The following is a 17961-nucleotide window of genomic DNA, read 5'->3' as shown; positions in this document are numbered from 1 at the left end:
ATTTCCAGGAGCTTAGTCCACTAGTTTTTGTGGGCTATTTTAAATTTACCTTGCTTCATTAAAAATTAAATTCGCCGCCAAATCCACCAAAATGGTCGTTTTGTGACATCATTTCATTTCTTTCAATAATTTCATACGTAATCACTTCGTCTGGATGGTGACGCAGTTCGATAATATAGTCGAAATCCTCAATCTTATATTCAGAATGCTGAACAAACAAATCAGGATGCTCTACTACTTTAATAGCTGGAACCCGCATCATTTCACGAACAAGCTGCTGATGCCGCTCATCTGTAGTCCTGCGCGTCACTGCCCCATCAAGAATAAAGATATTATTCTCACTAAACTCATCACCCATTAACTGATGACGAACCGTTTGCTTGATCATAGTAGATGATAAAAAGAGCCATTTTTTGTTGGCACAAACACTTGCGGCTACAACGGATTCCGTCTTGCCAACACGCGGCATGCCCCTTATCCCAATTAACTTATGTCCCTCTTTCTTAAATAATTCTGCCATAAAATCAACTAAAATACCGAGTTCATCTCTTACAAAGCGGAATGTGTTTTTCTCATCGGCATCCCGTTCTATATAATGACCATGGCGTACAGCTAGACGGTCGCGTACTTTCGGTTCACGAAATCTCGTGACATTGATGTTCTCCATTGTTGAAACAATCGATATAAATCGTTGAATGGATTCATCATTATCTGTTTTTAATAGCATTCCCCGTCGCCCTGCATCTACTCCATTAATCGAAACAATGTTTACTCTTAACATACCCAGGAGTGATGCAATATCACCTAGTAACCCCGGACGATTCACTTGGATTTCATATTCAAAGTACCATTCGCCCATAAAAACGTCCCCCTACTAACGAAACGAAAATTTTTCCTATAAGTTTCATCATAGCGGATTTTATATGTATTGAAAAGTTAGAAACAACCGTTTTTCTTCCAAATTATTAAATTTTATCATCAATAGGTAGAAAATTAACATCCTGGAAAAGTTTTCTGTCGAATTTTGAAGAAAACACCTGCCTGGCAGCAAATTTTAAAAGAGTAAAAAAGTCTTATTTCTCCTATATAATGATAGAAAAAGAAAAGGAGGACGAGCCTCCTTAAACAACTTAGAAGAATTGATGAAACGCATGTAGAAATGTTCTATGATATAAGGATTTTCTAAAGGAAGTAGCATCCATTGCACAGCTTGTACAAGTACTGCTACTTTATAAGCCATAACGGCATAAAGAGTGGATACTACTATTGTACGCGGTGGCTTTGAACCAGCTTGATAATACAGTTAGCTAGAGCGTGCTTCTCATCGCCATCTGCAACGGCCCAAAGGTCTTTTAGTACGCGTTCTTGCTCGTTTTTAGGATCTACATTTTTAGCTAAATAGTCACCAATCTGAATAGCTGATTTCTCAATCATCTTTTTAGACATACCATGCTCTTGAGCTTCGTTGACTTGTTCACCTAAAAATGATGTCCATTTTTCCCAGTTTTCTAAAAGTGCCATATTTATCTCCTCCTCCTTTGCACACTTATTATGCGCAAGTTCGGAATTTATATGTACCATCCACCATTAATTCTAATAATTTGTCCTGTAACATAATTCGCCTGACCACTTAAATAGAAACTGACCAAATTCGCAACATCCTCAACCTTACCCGCTCTCGCTAACGGAATCTCCTCATACAACGCTTGCTTTTCCTCATCATTTAAATGCCCATTCATCGACGTATCAATCAGCCCTGGCGCTAGCGCATTCACCAAAATATGATTATAGGCTACCTCTTTTGCATAGGCCTTCACAAACGCATGCTGGGCACCCTTCACCGCACTATACACCGACTCAAACGCAGCACCCGTCTCTCCCCAAATCGACCCTATAAACAGCACATGGCTCCAGTCATTCTTTCTGAGCTTTGATGAGAGAAGAGCCAAAACGCGCAACGGATTTTGGACGTGCACCCTCCAAAGCTTATCCATCTCTGCAACAGGCGTATCCTCCAGCATCCCATAATAACTATGACCTCCCGCGAACACAACGGCTTTCAGGGAATAGATTTGAGAAGCAAGGCGCTCTGCGCCCTCCTCGCTACCAAAATCAGCCTGTACTAATAGAAACTCCTGCTCAGGAAAAAGATTTGTCAACTCTTCTGTCAAAGAGGCTGCTTTTGCGCGACCTTCATTAAAATGCAAATAGAGCGACCAACCATCAAATGCCAGTCGCTTCGCTATTGCATTTCCTATCGCACCAGAAGCACCTACTACAAGTGCGAACTTTTTCATTTACTGAGCACGCTCACTTGAAGGCAGCACCTTAAATACCGTTTGCTGCTCTTCCCCTTGAATTGTTTTCAGCGCTTCTGTTACATCTTCAAGCGTTAGCTTTTCAATCACAGGCACTGCATCAAACAGATTCATTTCATTGAACTCATAGCGTGTAAATTGGTTCGCGATAAATTCCATCGAGTTTAACGCTCTTAAATAGAAGCCAATTTTCTTGCGTTTAACTCGCTCTAAGCTGTCAGAAGTAAGGAGGCTTTCAGCGTTATTGATAACTTCCTTGATTTTTGTCACTAACTGATCTGGTTGAGCCGAGTCTGAGCCGATTAAAGCAAAGCCATAGCCTTTTTCTAAAGAGAAGTCATAGGCAAAGGATTCATCAATCAATCCGTTTTCATAAACATCTGTATAGAAATTCGAAGCTCTACCATATAGGCACTCCAGGGCAATCTGTATAGAAAGCTCGTGCTTCAGCATTTCGTCGCCTTTTAAGTCCGTTTGCTTCGCTTTTAAGCCAACATAGACTTTCGGCTTTTGCACATCCATTTTAAGCTCGCGTTCTTTAACCGCAACACTTGTTGGCTCTTCATCGAAATGACGCTCGATTTGTGCTGGCTCCGAGAATTCTTTTTTGTTTTGGTTATCCTCGATAAAGGCCATCATCTCAGTCGGGTCAATTGCACCAACCACAAACAATAGCATGTTCGATGGGTGATAGAACGTGTTGTAGCATGTATATAAATGGTCAGCCGTAATTTTGTCGATCGACTCGATTGTTCCGGCAATGTCAATTTTCACAGGGTGGTTATGGTACATATTCTCAATCGCACCAAAGTATAAACGCCAATCTGCTTGGTCGTCATACATCGTAATTTCCTGCCCGATGATCCCCTTTTCCTTTTCTACTGTTTTTTCAGTAAAATAAGGCTCTTGCACGAAATTCAAGAGTGTCTCTGTACTTTTGTAAATATGGTCAGTTGCAGAGAATAGGTATGCCGTACGAGTAAATGAAGTGAAGGCATTAGCAGAGGCACCTGCTTCACTAAACTGCTGGAATACGTCCCCGTCCTCTTTTTCGAACATTTTGTGCTCTAGGAAATGGGCAATCCCATCTGGCACAGTAATCGCTTCTGATTCTCCAATCGGTACAAATGTACGGTCAATGGAGCCATATTTCGTCGTGAATGTTACAAAGGTTTTCGAAAACCCCTTTTTCGGCAAAATATAGACATCTAAGCCATTCGGTAGCTTTTTATAAAATAAAGTTTCATCTAATTGTTTAAATTCAATCGTTTTCATGACGATTTAGGCCTCCTTCCCACATAAGAAATAAACTGCTTCTAACTGTACTTGAGAAGCCATTTTTTGCACATCTTCTTTTGTCACCTGATCCCAGCGTTCTTTCCAAGTATCCACTGAGAAAGTCTCGCCTAAATCCTTATATTGGTCATAAATTTCAATTTGCCCACGTGCAAGGTCAAGCGTTTCCTTCAGCTGATTCACAAGCATCGCTTTTGTTTGAGTCAGCTCTAGATCCGTGATTTCACCATTTTTCATGGCCTCTAATTGCTCTTTAATGACATCTGTTGCCTTCTTTTCGTTTGCAGGCTCAATTCCTGAAACAACATAAAGCAAGCCGTATTGGGAATTATAAGAGCTCGAAGCATAGTAAGCTAAGCTTTCTTTTTCACGCACATTCATGAATAATTTCGAGTGCGCATACCCACCGAACACACCGTTGAAGATTTGCATTTTTGCATAGTCTTCATCGCCAAAGCGCACTGGTGTACTAAAGCCAATATGCAGCTTCCCTTGCTTCATTTCCTGCTGTTCTTTTGTATATTCTTTTTCTGCTTTTGACTCGTTTGTATCTTGTTGCTCCGTTTGCTTTGCTGTGCGATCCTTGAATGGAAGTGCCTCAGTCAATTTCATTTGCACTGCCTCCACATCGATATCACCGACAACATAGATATCAACCTTGTCTTCATTAATCATCGCTTCATACGTCTTTGTTAACGATTCAGGTGTGATTTGCTTCACTGTATCAATCGTCCCGCTCGCTGAAATTGAAGCCGGGTGATTCGGGCGAAGAATTTGTGTTAAACGGTGCTGTGCATACCGTGTTTTATCATCAAAAATTGATTGGATACGCTGTGTCACCATTTCCTTTTCACGTTCAACAATTGATGGCACAAAAGTACCGTTTTCTAAATTCGGCTCAAAAATCGCCGTATTGATAAGATCTAGCACTTCATTAAATACTTTGTTTTGTTGAAGATATTGATCATTCACAGTTTCTACATTAAGAAGAAGTGTGTGCTCGCTCCCACGCTTTGACGCATCAAAATAAAGCACAGTCCCAAACAAATCATCTAAATAGCTTCTGAACTCGGCCGATTTCTTAAACTTCCCATTACTGTGCTGAAGAACATTCGATAGCACCGCTCTTTCTGCAGCAGATTGCTGATCTAATGGGGCTCTAAATTTTATTGAGAAACTCACAGTTTTAAATTGTGTCGTTTGTCGAATATGCAGATTTACACCCTCTGCTAACTGTGTCGATAAAAACAAAAAAATTCCTCCGATCGTCATCAATGAACGCCTGCGCACACTGACTGTTTATTCATCTAGGTTTATGTTTTTGGTCCCTAAAACACAAGTGGAACCGGAAAAATAGTGATAGTACTACTATACATGTAGAATTGGTTATTATGCAAAAATAATCCAATTTCTTTCATATCTTCATCATCCACTAATTAATTTTACCCTCCCCAGTAGGTTTAATGCATGAAAGTGTGTGAGATGAGGGAAAATTGTTTGGAGATGGGATTGGGAGTTGTTTGGTACGGATTAGTTTGGTGGGTTGCGATTAGTTCGGTGGGTTGCGATTAGTTCGGTGGGTTGCGATTGGTTTTGCATACTGATTGGTTTGGCGGATATATTAGCTAAACTGGCGGATATCCTGAAATTTTGGCGGATATTCGAGAAGAAGTGGCGGATTTCTCTCAAAATTTGGTGGATAAATTTGTGAGGGTTAGGATTGTCTGTTAATGTTAGTATGTTTTTATTGTAAATGATATTTTTTGATTGCGAATTTTGAAGTGGCTAGATTATTGGGAAAAGTGGCTGAATTTCGACAAAAAGTAGCTAGATTAATGAGAAAACTGGCTAGATTATCGGCAAAAGTGGCTAGATTCCAAAAGGCTCCACTTTTCAAAACGTATTTCTTCCCTTCGCTCTTAACAATTCACTTAAGTAACTATCTTTTCAACTCGATATTAAAAAAGAGCAGGAGTGTTTTAATAAATTTGTCCCAAAATTATTAATAATTTACTAACTGAACACGTGTGATTTTGAGGTGTCGGGTTTATTGAAAAAAGTGTCGGGATTTTTCAGAGTTTTGTCGGGTTTCTTCATAAAAGTGTCGGGAATCTCAACAAAAGCGTCGGGATTCCCTCACCGCTCCCACCTCCCCAAAACAAAAAACACCTCCCCGCGACCTAACTCGAGGGGAGGCGTTTCTATATACGTCAAACGGTTGGTAGCCCGTCCGACTTAACGGACAAGATTAGCGTTTGCCTTTTACGTAAGGGACACCACTTGCTTTTGGTGCGTGGGCTTTTCCGATGAAGCCTGCTAGTGCTAGGATTGTTAGGACGTAAGGTAAGATTAATAAGAAGATCTTAGGTACGTCTTGAACATACGGAATTGAACCGCCGGCAACACTTAGTGCTTGTGCGAAACCGAAGAATAAAGCCGCACCTAGTGCACCTAGTGGATGCCATTTACCGAAGATCATTGCAGCGATGGCCATGAAGCCTTGTCCGCTGATTGTTGATGCTCCGAAGTTACCTGAGATTGCTTGTGCGTAGATTGCACCACCGATACCACCAAGGGCACCAGACATCATAACTGCTACATAGCGCATTTTTGTAACATTCACACCCATTGTGTCAGCAGCCATTGGGTGTTCCCCAACTGCTCTTAAGCGTAAGCCAAATGGTGTTTTATAGATTACAAACCATGCCACAATCGCAACGACGATTGCTAAGATTGATGTTGCGTATACGTCTACAAAGAACATTTTCCCTAGGATTGGGATATCGCTTAATACTGGAATATCAAAGCGAGAGAAACGTTCTGTAATTGAATCTGTTTGACCTTTATCGTAAATCAGTTTCACTGTGAATACAGCTACAGCAAGACCCAACATGTTAAGGGCAACCCCAGAAACGGTTTGGTCTGCACGTAAAGAAACAGCAGCAACAGCCAAGATTAGTGATAAAAGAATACCGAAGCCCATTGCGACGATAAGTCCGACCCAAGGAGTTGCATTACCTAATTGGTCAGCAAATGTTAAGTTAAAGATTATACTGCTTGCAGCTCCGGCAATCATAATCCCTTCAAGACCAATGTTTACAACACCTGATCTCTCAGTGAATACTCCACCGATTGCTGTTAGAATTAATGGCGCTGCGTAGAAAATTGCAGAAGGAATAATAAAATATAGCACATCTAAAAAGCTCATGTTATTTTTCCTCCTTTCTCTTTTTACCAAATCGCTCAAGCGCCACGCGGATAATGTAGCCTGAAGCTACGAAGAAGATAATTAGCGCGATTACAATCGAAACGATTTCTGTTGGAACGCCTGCTTCACTTGGCATATTTAATCCACCATATTTTAGTGCACCGAACAGGATAGCTCCTAAAAGTACTCCAAATGGTTGGTTCGCACCTAGTAAGGCAACCGCGATTCCGTCAAATCCAATCCCTGTTGCGGCATGTAGTTTAGACATATTTTCAAATGTACCTAGTGCTTCCATCGCACCACCAAGTCCTGCGAAAGCCCCAGAGATAACCATTGCTAAAATGATGTTTTTGTTAACATTCATACCAGCATACTCAGATGCATTTTTGTTAAATCCTACTGCCTTTAGCTCATATCCAAGCGTTGTTTTTTGTAAAATGAACCACATAATCATTACTGCGATTAGGGCGATAACAAAGCCCCAGTGCATACGTGAGTAATCTGTGATTGATTCTAAGAACTCTGAACGTAAAGATGCTGATTCATGAATTCTTTCTGTACGTTCCTCGCCACCTGAAATTACACCAATTAGTGCGTTCGCAACATGCAATGCAGTGTAGTTCATCATAATTGTCACGATAACCTCGTGAACTTGTAATTTAGCTTTTAGTAAACCAGGAATGAAGGCCCATAGAGCACCTGCTGCAGCTGCAGCGATTAATGCTAATGGAATGTGTACGACTGCTGGTAGTTCAAAAGCTTGTCCTACCCAAGCAGCTGCTAGCCAACCCATGATTAACTGACCTTCAACACCTATGTTGAATAGTCCAGTACGGAAGGCGAATGCTACCGCTAAACCTGAGAATACATAAGGTGTAATTTGGCGAATTGTTTCACCCATTGTATATGTATCCATAAAGATACCGTTCCATAATGCCACATATCCATCAATTGGGTTAAAACCACTAACTGCCATTACGATAGCACCAATGATTAAACCTAATAGAATCGAGACAAGTGGCACGAGTATATTCACTACACGTTTACTCATTGTGGCCACCTACCTTATTACTTTCTTCTAGTGTTTGTCCTGCCATTAGTAGACCTAGATCTTGCTCAGTTGTCTCATCAGGACTTACTGTGTCGATAATATATCCATCATAAATAACGGCAATTTGATCGGAAACGTTCATTACTTCATCTAATTCGAAGGAGATTAATAGAACGGCTTTTCCTTTATCACGTTGTTCAATTAAGCGTCTATGAATAAATTCAATCGCTCCAACGTCTAGTCCGCGTGTTGGTAATGCAGCAATTAGTAAATCCGGATTACGCTCTACTTCACGACCGATAATTGCTTTTTGTTGGTTACCACCTGAAAGTGAACGGGCTAATGACATTTCCCCCTCACCTGAACGCACATCATATTGTTCAATAATTTGACGAGCAAATTCATTTACTTTTTTGTAGTCAATGACACCATTTTTTGAAATTGGCTTTTTATAGTATGTTTGTAGTGAGATATTGTGACCAATTGGGAAATCTAATACAAGTCCGTGCTTATGACGGTCTTGAGGAATATGTCCTACACCAGATTCCGTAATTTTTCTTGGTTTTAAGCCAGTGATTTCTTGACCGTTTAACTTGATATGACCTTTTTTCACTTTTCGAAGACCAGTGATAGCTTCGATAAGTTCTGATTGACCATTTCCATCAATCCCTGCAATCCCAACAATTTCACCAGCACGAACTGTAAGGGTTAAATTTTTCACCTTATCAATTCCACGATTATCGGCAACTGTTAACGAATCAATCTGTAGAACTACTTCTTTTGGATTAGGAGCAATTTTTTCAGTTTTAAACACAACTTGACGACCTACCATTAGCTCGGCAAGTTCTGTTGGATTCGTTTCTGCAGTTGTAACAGTGCCAATTCCTTGTCCTTTACGGATAACTGTTACTCGGTCTGATACTTCCATTATTTCTTTTAGCTTATGTGTGATTAGGATAATAGACTTACCTTCCTCAATCAGGCGTTTCATAATTTGCATAAGCTCAGTGATCTCTTGTGGTGTTAAAGATGCAGTTGGTTCGTCAAAGATAATCATGTCTGCACCACGGTAAAGCGTTTTCAATATTTCTACACGTTGCTGCATTCCAACCGAAATATCTTCAATTTTCGCATTTGGGTCAACATTCAAGCTGTACTTTTCAGAAAGAGCTTGTACTCTCTTTGCAGCATCCTTGATGTTGATTGAGCCCATTTTCGTAGGTTCGCTACCAAGAATGATATTTTCCGTCACCGTGAAATTTTCAACTAACATAAAGTGTTGATGGACCATGCCAATACCAAGCTTGTTGGCTACGTTCGGGTCAGTAATTTTTACTTCCTTCCCTTGAACACGGATCGTTCCTCCTTCAGGTTGATATAACCCAAAGAGTACATTCATCAACGTAGATTTTCCTGCACCATTTTCACCAAGAAGTGCATGAATCTCGCCTTTTTTAAGTTGAAGGGTGATGTTATCATTGGCTACAAAATCCCCAAATTGCTTACGGATTCCAAGCATTTCAATTACATATTCCAATGTGTTCACTCCCTTGGACACTTTTTATTATTTAAGAACATAGATTTCGCAAAAATACTCGATATCTGATGTTTATTTCATCCTGATATGTTTTTAAGATTGTTACCAGTATGAAAATAGGTTACTAGTGTTGTATATAAATTAACACAAGAAAGGTTTTAATTTAAGATGGTGATTCTATGTAAATTTTGCTAAATTTAAACCTTTCGTCTATCAATTCAGTAATGGCAAGGCTTTCCATAAAAAACGCTTTCACAAATTTCTTTATTCTGAAAATTGATAATAGATTTGTCTATGTGATTAAACATGATATTCGAATAATTTTCAAGTCCGATTTTTAAAGTAATTTTGATTTGGCTGAAAATTTAAACTAATACCTGATTACAAAACATGAAGACTAGCAAAGCTAGCCTTCATGATTAATCTTGATGATTATTTTTCTGGTTGTTCAGGAACTGTTACTTCACCATCAATGATTTGTTGTTTAGCTTCTTCTACTTTTGCGATTGTTTCTTCAGAGATTGCACCGCGAGAATCAGCTAAGTCAACTCCACCATCAGTTAAACCGTAAGTGATAGTTTCGCCACCTGGGAACTTTCCTTCTAATGCTAATTTTGCGACTTCTTTAGCTGCAACGTCAACACGTTTTAATACAGAAGTTAAAACGATGTTTGTTTCTGCATCAACTTGTCCTTCGTCATATTGGTCACGGTCTACACCGATTGCCCATACGTTAGCGTTTGGATCTTTTTGTTTACGTTCTTTAGCTTCTGTGAATAAACCGTTACCAACTCCACCAGCTGCGTGGAAGATAATGTCTACGCCAGAATCATACATTCTTTTTGCAATTTGTTGACCTTTAGCTGCATCTGTGAAGCTTTCTGCATACTCAACGTCTACTACGATATCAGGGTTAACTGAAGCTACACCAGCTTCGAAACCAGCTTGGAATCCACCAATAATTTCACCAGTCATACCACCGATGAAACCGATTTTGTTAGATTTAGTTTCTAGGGCTGCTGCTACACCAGCAAGGTAAGAAGCTTCGTTAGCTTTGAACATAATTGAAGCTACGTTTTCTTTGTCAGCTACTACTTCATCGATAATAGCGATTTTAGCGTCTTTTTGTTGATCAGCAACTTCTGCTACTGCATTGTGTAATGCAAAACCAACTGCAAATACTAAGTCGAAATCACGACGGATTAAGCTATTTAAGTTTGTAACATAATCAGATTCTGCTGCAGATTGTAGGTAATCGTAACCACCGTCGCCTTTTTCAAGACCGTTAGCTTCACCAAACTCTACGATACCTTCCCAAGTTGATTGGTTGAATGATTTGTCATCCACACCACCTGTATCAGTTACCATAGCTACTGAGAAATCAGATGTTTCTTCAGTTGCACCAGTATCAGAACCTGTAGTTGTTTCTTCTTTTTCTTCGCCTCCGCCACATGCAGCAAGGATTGATCCAGCCGCAAAGATTGAAGCAAGAGCTAAACCAAATTTACGTTTTTTCATTTGTGTTACCCCCCAAAGATTAGTAATTAGCAGGAATCTTACTTGAAGAAATGTTCTACACCCGTTTTCGAATTACATGGAAGCTGAATTTATCAGCTCTAAAGTAGTTCTTAGAATAAAGAACAACTCGATCATTATCATCATAATGAAGTTGATTTAATACGAGCAATGCTGTTTCTCGTCCGCAATTTAAGATTGGTGATACTTGTTCATGATAGCCTACTGGATCTATGTAAGTGACTGCATAAGCAACATGGATATCACCAGCTTGTTCAAGCGACGAGAAAATGGATACTTTTCTGTTTTGAACATAATCAGCTGGAAGATGTTTCGCTAGTACTTTGTCTAGACAATAAACAACTGGCTCCTCATCAGCAGTTCTAACACGTTCAATTGTTAATACTTGGTCATCCTTGTCACATTGGAAGCGTTCAATATCATCCTCTGTTGGCTCACTTTCGGTTGCATCAATAAAGATGGTCCCCGGTGTCATTCCAGCATTTTCAATCATGGACGAGATACTTGATAATTGCTCAATGCCTGATGTAAAGACAGGCTTTGGATTTACAAATGTCCCGACTCCATGACGTCTAACGATGATGTTTTCTTCTTCCAATAGCCGAAGTGCCTCACGAAGAGTTGCTCGACTTATTCCAAGCTTTTTCGATAGCTCGAATTCTGAAGGTAATTTTTCGTTTTCACGATAGATACCCTTTTCAATATCCGCCTTTAATCGATCAATAACTTGGAGATATAAATGACGATGATCTGTTTTTATCGACAATTTCATCACCACCATACTACGCAAGATCAGACATCTGATGTTGAACATTCCTACTAATCGATTCATAATATACCATTTTTCTTGAATAATGAAAATAGTAAAAAAAAAAATCTGTTGTGTAATAGGAATATTTTTTATAACAGCACCATGTTATTTACATATCTACCATTATTCTACATTCGCTTTATCTAGTAAAACCTGTCTCGGACGACTTCCATCCGGAGGACCAACTACTCCCCTAACTTCCATCTGATCTACGATGCGAGCGGCTCTGGAATAGCCTATTCTAAAGCGTCTTTGGAGCATAGAGACCGAAGCAGTCTGCATTTCTACAACAAGCTGTACAGCATCATCGTACAAATCATCCGTTTCTTCCTCAAAGGATTTTTCTGGTTCGTCCGTTGGAATCATTGCTTCGTCATACTGTGCTTTTTGTTGTTCTATAACAAAGTCTACTACCTCTTCAACCTCTTCATCTGATAAAAATGACCCTTGAACACGTACTGGTTTAGATGAGCCAGCAGGAAGGAATAACATATCTCCTCTTCCAAGTAAACGTTCAGCACCACCCATATCTAGTATTGTACGCGAATCAATTGCAGATGATACGGCAAAAGCTATTCTAGACGGGATATTTGCTTTAATAACACCTGTAATTACATCCACTGAAGGTCGCTGTGTTGCAATGATTAAGTGAATTCCAGCGGCACGTGCCATCTGTGCTAATCGTGTGATCGAATCCTCTACATCATGGGATGCTACCATCATTAAGTCAGCTAACTCATCGATAATTACGACAATATATGGAAGCTTCGGCTGTTTTTCTTCTGTTTCCAGGTTGTGTTTGTCAATATGATCGTTATAGCCTTTAATATTTCTAGTCCCTGTATGTGAGAACAGATCATAACGTCGCTCCATTTCAGAAACTACCTTTTGTAATGCCTGAGATGCTTTTCTTGCATCCGTTACAACCGGGGCAAGCAAATGCGGAATCCCGTTATAGACATTTAACTCAACCATTTTCGGGTCGATTAACATCATTTTCACTTCATGTGGAGCAGCTCTCATTAAAATCGAAATGATAATTCCGTTAATACACACCGATTTACCACTACCAGTCGAACCGGCCACAAGTAAGTGAGGCATTTTGTTTAACTCTGAAAGGATCGCCTGTCCTGTAATATCTCGACCAAATCCAATTAACAGCTTAGAATCTGGCTTGTTATTCTCTTTCGCTTCAAGCACCTCACGCAGGGTAACCATCGCAATTTCACTATTTGGCACTTCAATCCCAATAGCAGATTTCCCTGGAATCGGTGCCTCCATTCGAATATCCTTTGCCGCAAGTGCCAGTGCCAGGTCATCTTGCAAGCTCACAATTTTACTAACTTTTACGCCCACGTCCGGCATAACCTCATATTTTGTAACAGCTGGCCCAAGGTGAACCTGCGTAACCTTTGCTTTTACACCAAAGCTTAAGAATGTTTGCTCCAGCTTTTTCGCGTTTGCTTGAATGACTGAATACTCCCCACTTTGATCATAGGAAGGGGGCAATAGTAACAAGTCCATGGAAGGTAAACGATAATCCACATTTTCTATATTTGTTTCAACTGCTTTTTGGATAACCTCATCGATATTCGTTTTATCATCAGGTGCCGGCTCTTCCTTTAGACTAATTTGAGCTGCTGGAGCTGGCTGTGTATTATGCTGAATATGTTGGGTAAAGGCTGAGATGATCGGTTCTTCATCATAATCATCTTCATCTTCTTCTATAAGTTCTTCCACAATCGGCTCAGGCTTAGGTTTACGTTTCTTTTTACCACGGGCAGGAGCTTCGGATGTTGCAGCAATTTCATCTGAGATTGGTTCGTCCTTTGTGCGAGAGCGTTTCGGTTTTTTCTCATCCTTAACTACCGGCTTTGCTCTTCGTTTTCTGCGCGGGAATTTCTTTTTCCATTTTGGTGCATTTTCAACCAATATCGGTACTAACGCTTTTCCAGTAATTAAAATAAGCCCGATAAAGAATAGGAACCATGCAGCAATTTTCGCACCAGCAGAATCAAATAAAATATGGAACATACTAAATAGTAATGCTCCAACCATACCGCCCCCAATAGCACTACTACGGGTTTGAACCCCTTCCATATCTACGAGTATTCGCCAAGTTTCACGAATAACTGAGTCCGATAATAATCGATCACTGTTAACTAATTCCTCAAATAGTACACTATGGCTAAAAATCGATAAACTACAAACGATTAATAGTGCCCCTTGAACAATTCGATCCGTAAATCCAACGCCTTCTCGGTTTATCATTAATAGAACGGCAATCAGTACCGAAAAGAATGGCACCATTACATGCAGATTACCAAATAAGAACATCGAAACCGTTTGGATTGTTCGCCCAACTACACCGTATTCAAAGAAGACGATAATGGCAAAACCGATTAATAATAATCCGATAATTTCATATGCTAGTGGATGTAGTCCTTTTTTGGCTTTTGTTTTTTTCTCTGCCATTTTTTTCACCTCTTTACATAAACTTCTTCTTGAAGACAAAAAGGATTTCCTCGACCTGTGACGGTTAAGAAAATCCTTTTTGTTGTGACAGCTCCTCACTTTAGGTAAGGAAAAACTTATTTTATTGTCTACAACGCACCTTTACTTAGGGCTTAGTATTCCATAATTATTGGGATAATCATTGGGCGGCGCTTTGTTTTTTGGAATAAATAAGCATTTAGTGTATCACGGATTTCTTGTTTAATGTTTGTCCATTCAAATGTATCTTTATTTACATACTTTTCAATAACAGTTCGTGCAAGTTCAGTTGCTTCAAGGATTAACTCCTCTGACTCACGCACATAAACAAATCCGCGCGATAAAATTTCAGGGCCAGACGCAATTCTTTTTTGTCCACGATTCAATGTAACAACAACGATGAAAATCCCATCTTGAGATAGTAATTTACGATCTCTCAATACGATATTTCCTACGTCACCTACACCAATTCCGTCAATCAAGACATTGCCCGCTTGTACACGGCCACTCATTCGCATTTTACCATTTTTGTACTCAACGATATCCCCTTTGTCGGCGATAAAGACTTGTGATTTTTTCATTCCAACCTGTTGGGCAAGCTTAGAATGGGCAATTAACATTCTGTACTCCCCTTGAATTGGGATAAAGTATTTTGGTTTCATCAGATTTAGCATCATTTTCAGATCTTCTTGACTACCATGACCTGAAACATGTACTTTTTTATCAGCTGTTAAGACGTTCGCCCCTGCTTTCGCAAGATTGTTCATCGCATTACCCATTTGAACTTCCATACCAGGTGATGGCGTAAATGTAATCAACACAGTATCCGTATCTTTAATGCGGATATCACGGTGCTGTTTACGAACGATTTTGTCAATCGCTTCTAGTGGTTCACCTTGATTACTTGTTACTAGGATAATCAGATTCTCGTCCTCATGCTTTTGAATTGTATTCACTGGAATCAACGTATCATCATCCACTGTTAGATAGCCTAAATTTAAACCGATATCGATTACTTTTTCTAGGCTTTTCCCAACAACCGCCACTTTTCTTCCAGATTCATGTGCATGATTGAAAACCTGCTGAATGCGAATAAAATTCGATGCATACACAGCAACAATTATACGTGCTGGTGCCGCATGGAAATACTTCGCAAGCTTTTCTTCAATCACAACTTCACTAGTCGTATGGCCTGGTCGCTCTGCTTCTGTTGACTCGGAAAGTAGCATAAATACGCCTTCTTCACCAAGCTGAGCCATTTTCGCAATATCCGGTTTAAATTTGCCTGTCGCTGACTGATCAAATTTAAATTCACCCGTATGAACGATTGCTCCCTCCGAAGTATGGAACACAATCCCCAATGAATCCGGAATGCTATGAGTCGTATGGAAAAACGTTACATATGTCGTATTAAAATTCATACGACTTTTATTTGTTACTTCAAAGAACTTCACAGGTTGTGGAACTGGCAAATCCTTTAAGTGCTCTTTCGCTAAAGCAACCGTCAGCTTTGAACCATAAACCGGCGCTTTAATCTTTTGTAGCACGTACGCAATTGAACCAATTGCATCTTCATGTCCGTGTGTAAGGAAAATCCCCTTCACACGCTCTTTGTTTTCTTCTAGGTATGTAATATCCGGAATCACGATATCTATCCCAAGCATTTCATCTTCTGGGAACATTAGTCCACTGTCCACAATGAAAAGCTCGTCATCGATTTCGATTACATACATCGATTTCCCGATTTCTCCAACTCCGCCAAGAGGGATTACTCGGATTACTTCATTTTTAGTCTTAGTCACTTGATTTCCTCCTATAATATCCCGAACGCAACCACTTATAACTCATTATACGGTTTCAATGTGTGAAGCACAAATAAAAAAGCGAATTTTTTACAAAGTATGGGATTGGGGGTTGGAAATGGGATGGGTTGAGGGGGTGGTGGGATGGGTTTGTGTGATGCGGGTGGGGTAGGTTGCTTATTATATGAAGGTATGGGACTTGGATTGTTGTAATGCTCTGGGTTTTGCTACAGTTTGGGGCGATTATTCTCCTGGAGTGTCGTATTCCAATCTGGTTTGCTACCTTCTGATGCTGGTTTCCGAGTAAGTTCCTTCTCCTATCGTCGCAATCTGATCCGGTTTGCTACCTTCCGATACCAGTCTGCTCTTCTATCGTCGCAATAATCCCTGTTTTACTACCTTCCGACGCCAGTTTCCTCTTCAACCGTCGCAATATCTCCTGCTTTGCTACATTTCCAAGCAAGCTCTCCCTCCTATCGTCGCAATCCTGCCCGCTTTACTACCTTCCAATACCAGTTTGCTCTTCTATCGTCGCAATCCCGCCTCTTTTGCTACCTTCCAATACCAGATTCCTCTTCAATCGTCGCAATCCCTCTCACTTTGCTACCTTCCAATACCAGTTTGCTCTCCTATCGTCGCAATATCTCCTGCTTTGCTACATTTCAAAGCAAGCTCTCTCTCCTATCGTCGCAATCCCTCTCACTTTGCTACCTTTTCGAGCAAGCTCTCTCTCCTATCGTCGCAATCCTGTCTCTTTTACTACCTTCCGATACCAGCTCTCTCTTCAATCGTCGCAATAATCCCGCTTCGCAACACACCCACTCCTTCCTACATCATTTACTCACTCAAAAACTCGGTTTTGCTTATAAAAATATAGTCAAAAATTTATTTTCTGAAGACCTTTTGATTTATTCATCTCTTTCTTTTAAAATATATTTATTATGAAAGAAAGGGTGGTCCCACTGTTATATAAATCTAGAAAAAAACCGGCTGAATTAATTATCCTGGAGTCTCTTAAACATCGGATGCAGTTGTCGAATAACGACCGGCAAAACTACTATAATCTTAATAAGGGCTATGAAGGAGGCTTTTGTTTGATTCGCTGACTGAGCAGATTGAAGGTAATTGTCTTATATTAAATGACTTACGGCTTACTGCGAACAACCAAAACTTTCAAATTGACGCTTTGTTAATATCGAAAAACACACTTTATATTTTTGAAGTTAAAAATTATAGTCGGGATTATTATTACACTTCAGACAAAATTCTTAAGAATGATCAATCCGAAGTAACAAATCCTTTAATCCAATTACAGCGTGCTGAATCGCTACTGCGTCAATTGTTACTTAAATTCAATTTCTCTATCCCTATTCAATCATATGTAATTTTTGTGAACCCTGAGTTCATGTTATATCTAGCTCCCCCAGATAAACCCTTCATTTTCCCAACTCAACTTAATCGATTTCTAAAAAAACTTAATAATGATCAATCACAATTACAGCAACATCATATGAAATTAGCAGAAACCCTTATATCTCTAGATAAATTGGAAAATCCATATCAATATCTCCCTCACTATGATTACCAACAGTTGCGTAAAGGTATGATTTGCGCAAAATGTAATTCCTTTTCCCTTAAGATTGCTGGTATGAAATGTATATGTACGTCTTGTGGAAACACGGAACATATTGATATAGCTACCATTCGAACAATAAATGAATTCATATTACTTTTCCCAAACGAAAAAATAACTACTGGAAAAATTTTTGAATGGTGCTACATAATCACCTCAAAAAAGAGAATTCAACGTATCTTAAAAACTAATTTTAAACAAATGGATGTTCTTCGAAGAGTTTACTACGAATAAACAAGTATATTACACTCTCCCTCGCTAACGTAGAGTGCTTTT

At 39.6% G+C, this 17961-nt stretch carries 13 protein-coding genes; 1 reads left to right on the top strand and 12 read right to left on the bottom strand.

What is annotated here, in order from left to right; genetic code table 11:
- Positions 1 to 58: 58 nt before the first annotated feature.
- The 12 genes from LG296_RS06610 to LG296_RS06555 form a co-directional block, all read right to left on the bottom strand.
- Entirely contained in the window at positions 59 to 859 is an 801-nt protein-coding gene (locus tag LG296_RS06610) for a DUF3388 domain-containing protein (RefSeq protein WP_404427692.1), read from the bottom strand.
- 404 nt (positions 860 to 1263) lie between these two features.
- On the bottom strand, positions 1264 to 1521 hold the full coding sequence (locus tag LG296_RS06605) for a DUF3243 domain-containing protein (RefSeq protein WP_404427691.1): 258 nt from the start codon (positions 1519 to 1521) through the stop codon (positions 1264 to 1266).
- Positions 1522 to 1568: 47 nt separating this feature from the next.
- Positions 1569 to 2297 carry an elongation factor P 5-aminopentanone reductase gene (ymfI, locus tag LG296_RS06600; protein WP_404427690.1) on the bottom strand — a complete coding sequence of 243 codons (729 nt, stop codon included), beginning with the start codon at positions 2295 to 2297 and terminating at the stop codon, positions 1569 to 1571.
- Positions 2298 to 3593: an EF-P 5-aminopentanol modification-associated protein YfmH gene (gene yfmH, locus LG296_RS06595; RefSeq protein ID WP_404427689.1), complete on the bottom strand. Its 1296-nt coding sequence runs from the start codon at positions 3591 to 3593 to the stop codon at positions 2298 to 2300.
- 6 nt (positions 3594 to 3599) lie between these two features.
- A complete protein-coding gene (gene yfmF / locus LG296_RS06590) occupies positions 3600 to 4865 on the bottom strand; it encodes an EF-P 5-aminopentanol modification-associated protein YfmF (protein WP_404427688.1) in 1266 nt (421 codons plus the stop codon).
- Positions 4866 to 5862: 997 nt separating this feature from the next.
- The gene (locus tag LG296_RS06585; protein ID WP_404427686.1) at positions 5863 to 6822 is read right to left on the bottom strand and encodes an ABC transporter permease; all 960 of its coding nucleotides are present in this window, start codon (positions 6820 to 6822) and stop codon (positions 5863 to 5865) included.
- Between the two features lies 1 nt (position 6823).
- Positions 6824 to 7873, bottom strand: coding sequence for an ABC transporter permease (locus tag LG296_RS06580; protein WP_404427684.1), 1050 nt, complete (start codon positions 7871 to 7873; stop codon positions 6824 to 6826).
- A complete protein-coding gene (locus LG296_RS06575; RefSeq protein ID WP_404427683.1) occupies positions 7866 to 9410 on the bottom strand; it encodes an ABC transporter ATP-binding protein in 1545 nt (514 codons plus the stop codon). The genes LG296_RS06580 and LG296_RS06575 overlap by 8 nt, the downstream gene beginning before the upstream one ends.
- 432 nt (positions 9411 to 9842) lie before the next feature.
- Positions 9843 to 10928 (bottom strand): BMP family protein, encoded by a 1086-nt coding sequence (locus LG296_RS06570; RefSeq protein ID WP_404427682.1) that lies wholly within the window; start codon positions 10926 to 10928, stop codon positions 9843 to 9845.
- 55 nt (positions 10929 to 10983) lie between these two features.
- Complete coding sequence (locus LG296_RS06565; RefSeq protein WP_404427681.1) at positions 10984 to 11712, bottom strand: GntR family transcriptional regulator; 729 nt, start codon at positions 11710 to 11712, stop codon at positions 10984 to 10986.
- 168 nt (positions 11713 to 11880) lie between these two features.
- On the bottom strand, positions 11881 to 14232 hold the full coding sequence (locus LG296_RS06560) for a DNA translocase FtsK (protein ID WP_404427680.1): 2352 nt from the start codon (positions 14230 to 14232) through the stop codon (positions 11881 to 11883).
- A 152-nt stretch (positions 14233 to 14384) separates the two neighbouring features.
- Positions 14385 to 16052: a ribonuclease J gene (locus tag LG296_RS06555; protein WP_404427679.1), complete on the bottom strand. Its 1668-nt coding sequence runs from the start codon at positions 16050 to 16052 to the stop codon at positions 14385 to 14387.
- A 1090-nt stretch (positions 16053 to 17142) separates the two neighbouring features.
- Here LG296_RS06555 and LG296_RS06550 point away from each other — a divergent pair.
- Entirely contained in the window at positions 17143 to 17919 is a 777-nt protein-coding gene (locus tag LG296_RS06550; RefSeq protein WP_404427678.1) for a nuclease-related domain-containing protein, read from the top strand.
- Positions 17920 to 17961 lie beyond the last annotated feature (42 nt).

The organism is Ureibacillus chungkukjangi (assembly GCF_044795995.1).
GTDB lineage: Bacteria > Bacillota > Bacilli > Bacillales_A > Planococcaceae > Ureibacillus > Ureibacillus chungkukjangi.
The sequence above is the reverse complement of the archived record's forward strand: the minus strand, read 5'-3'. Positions and strand labels throughout refer to the sequence as shown.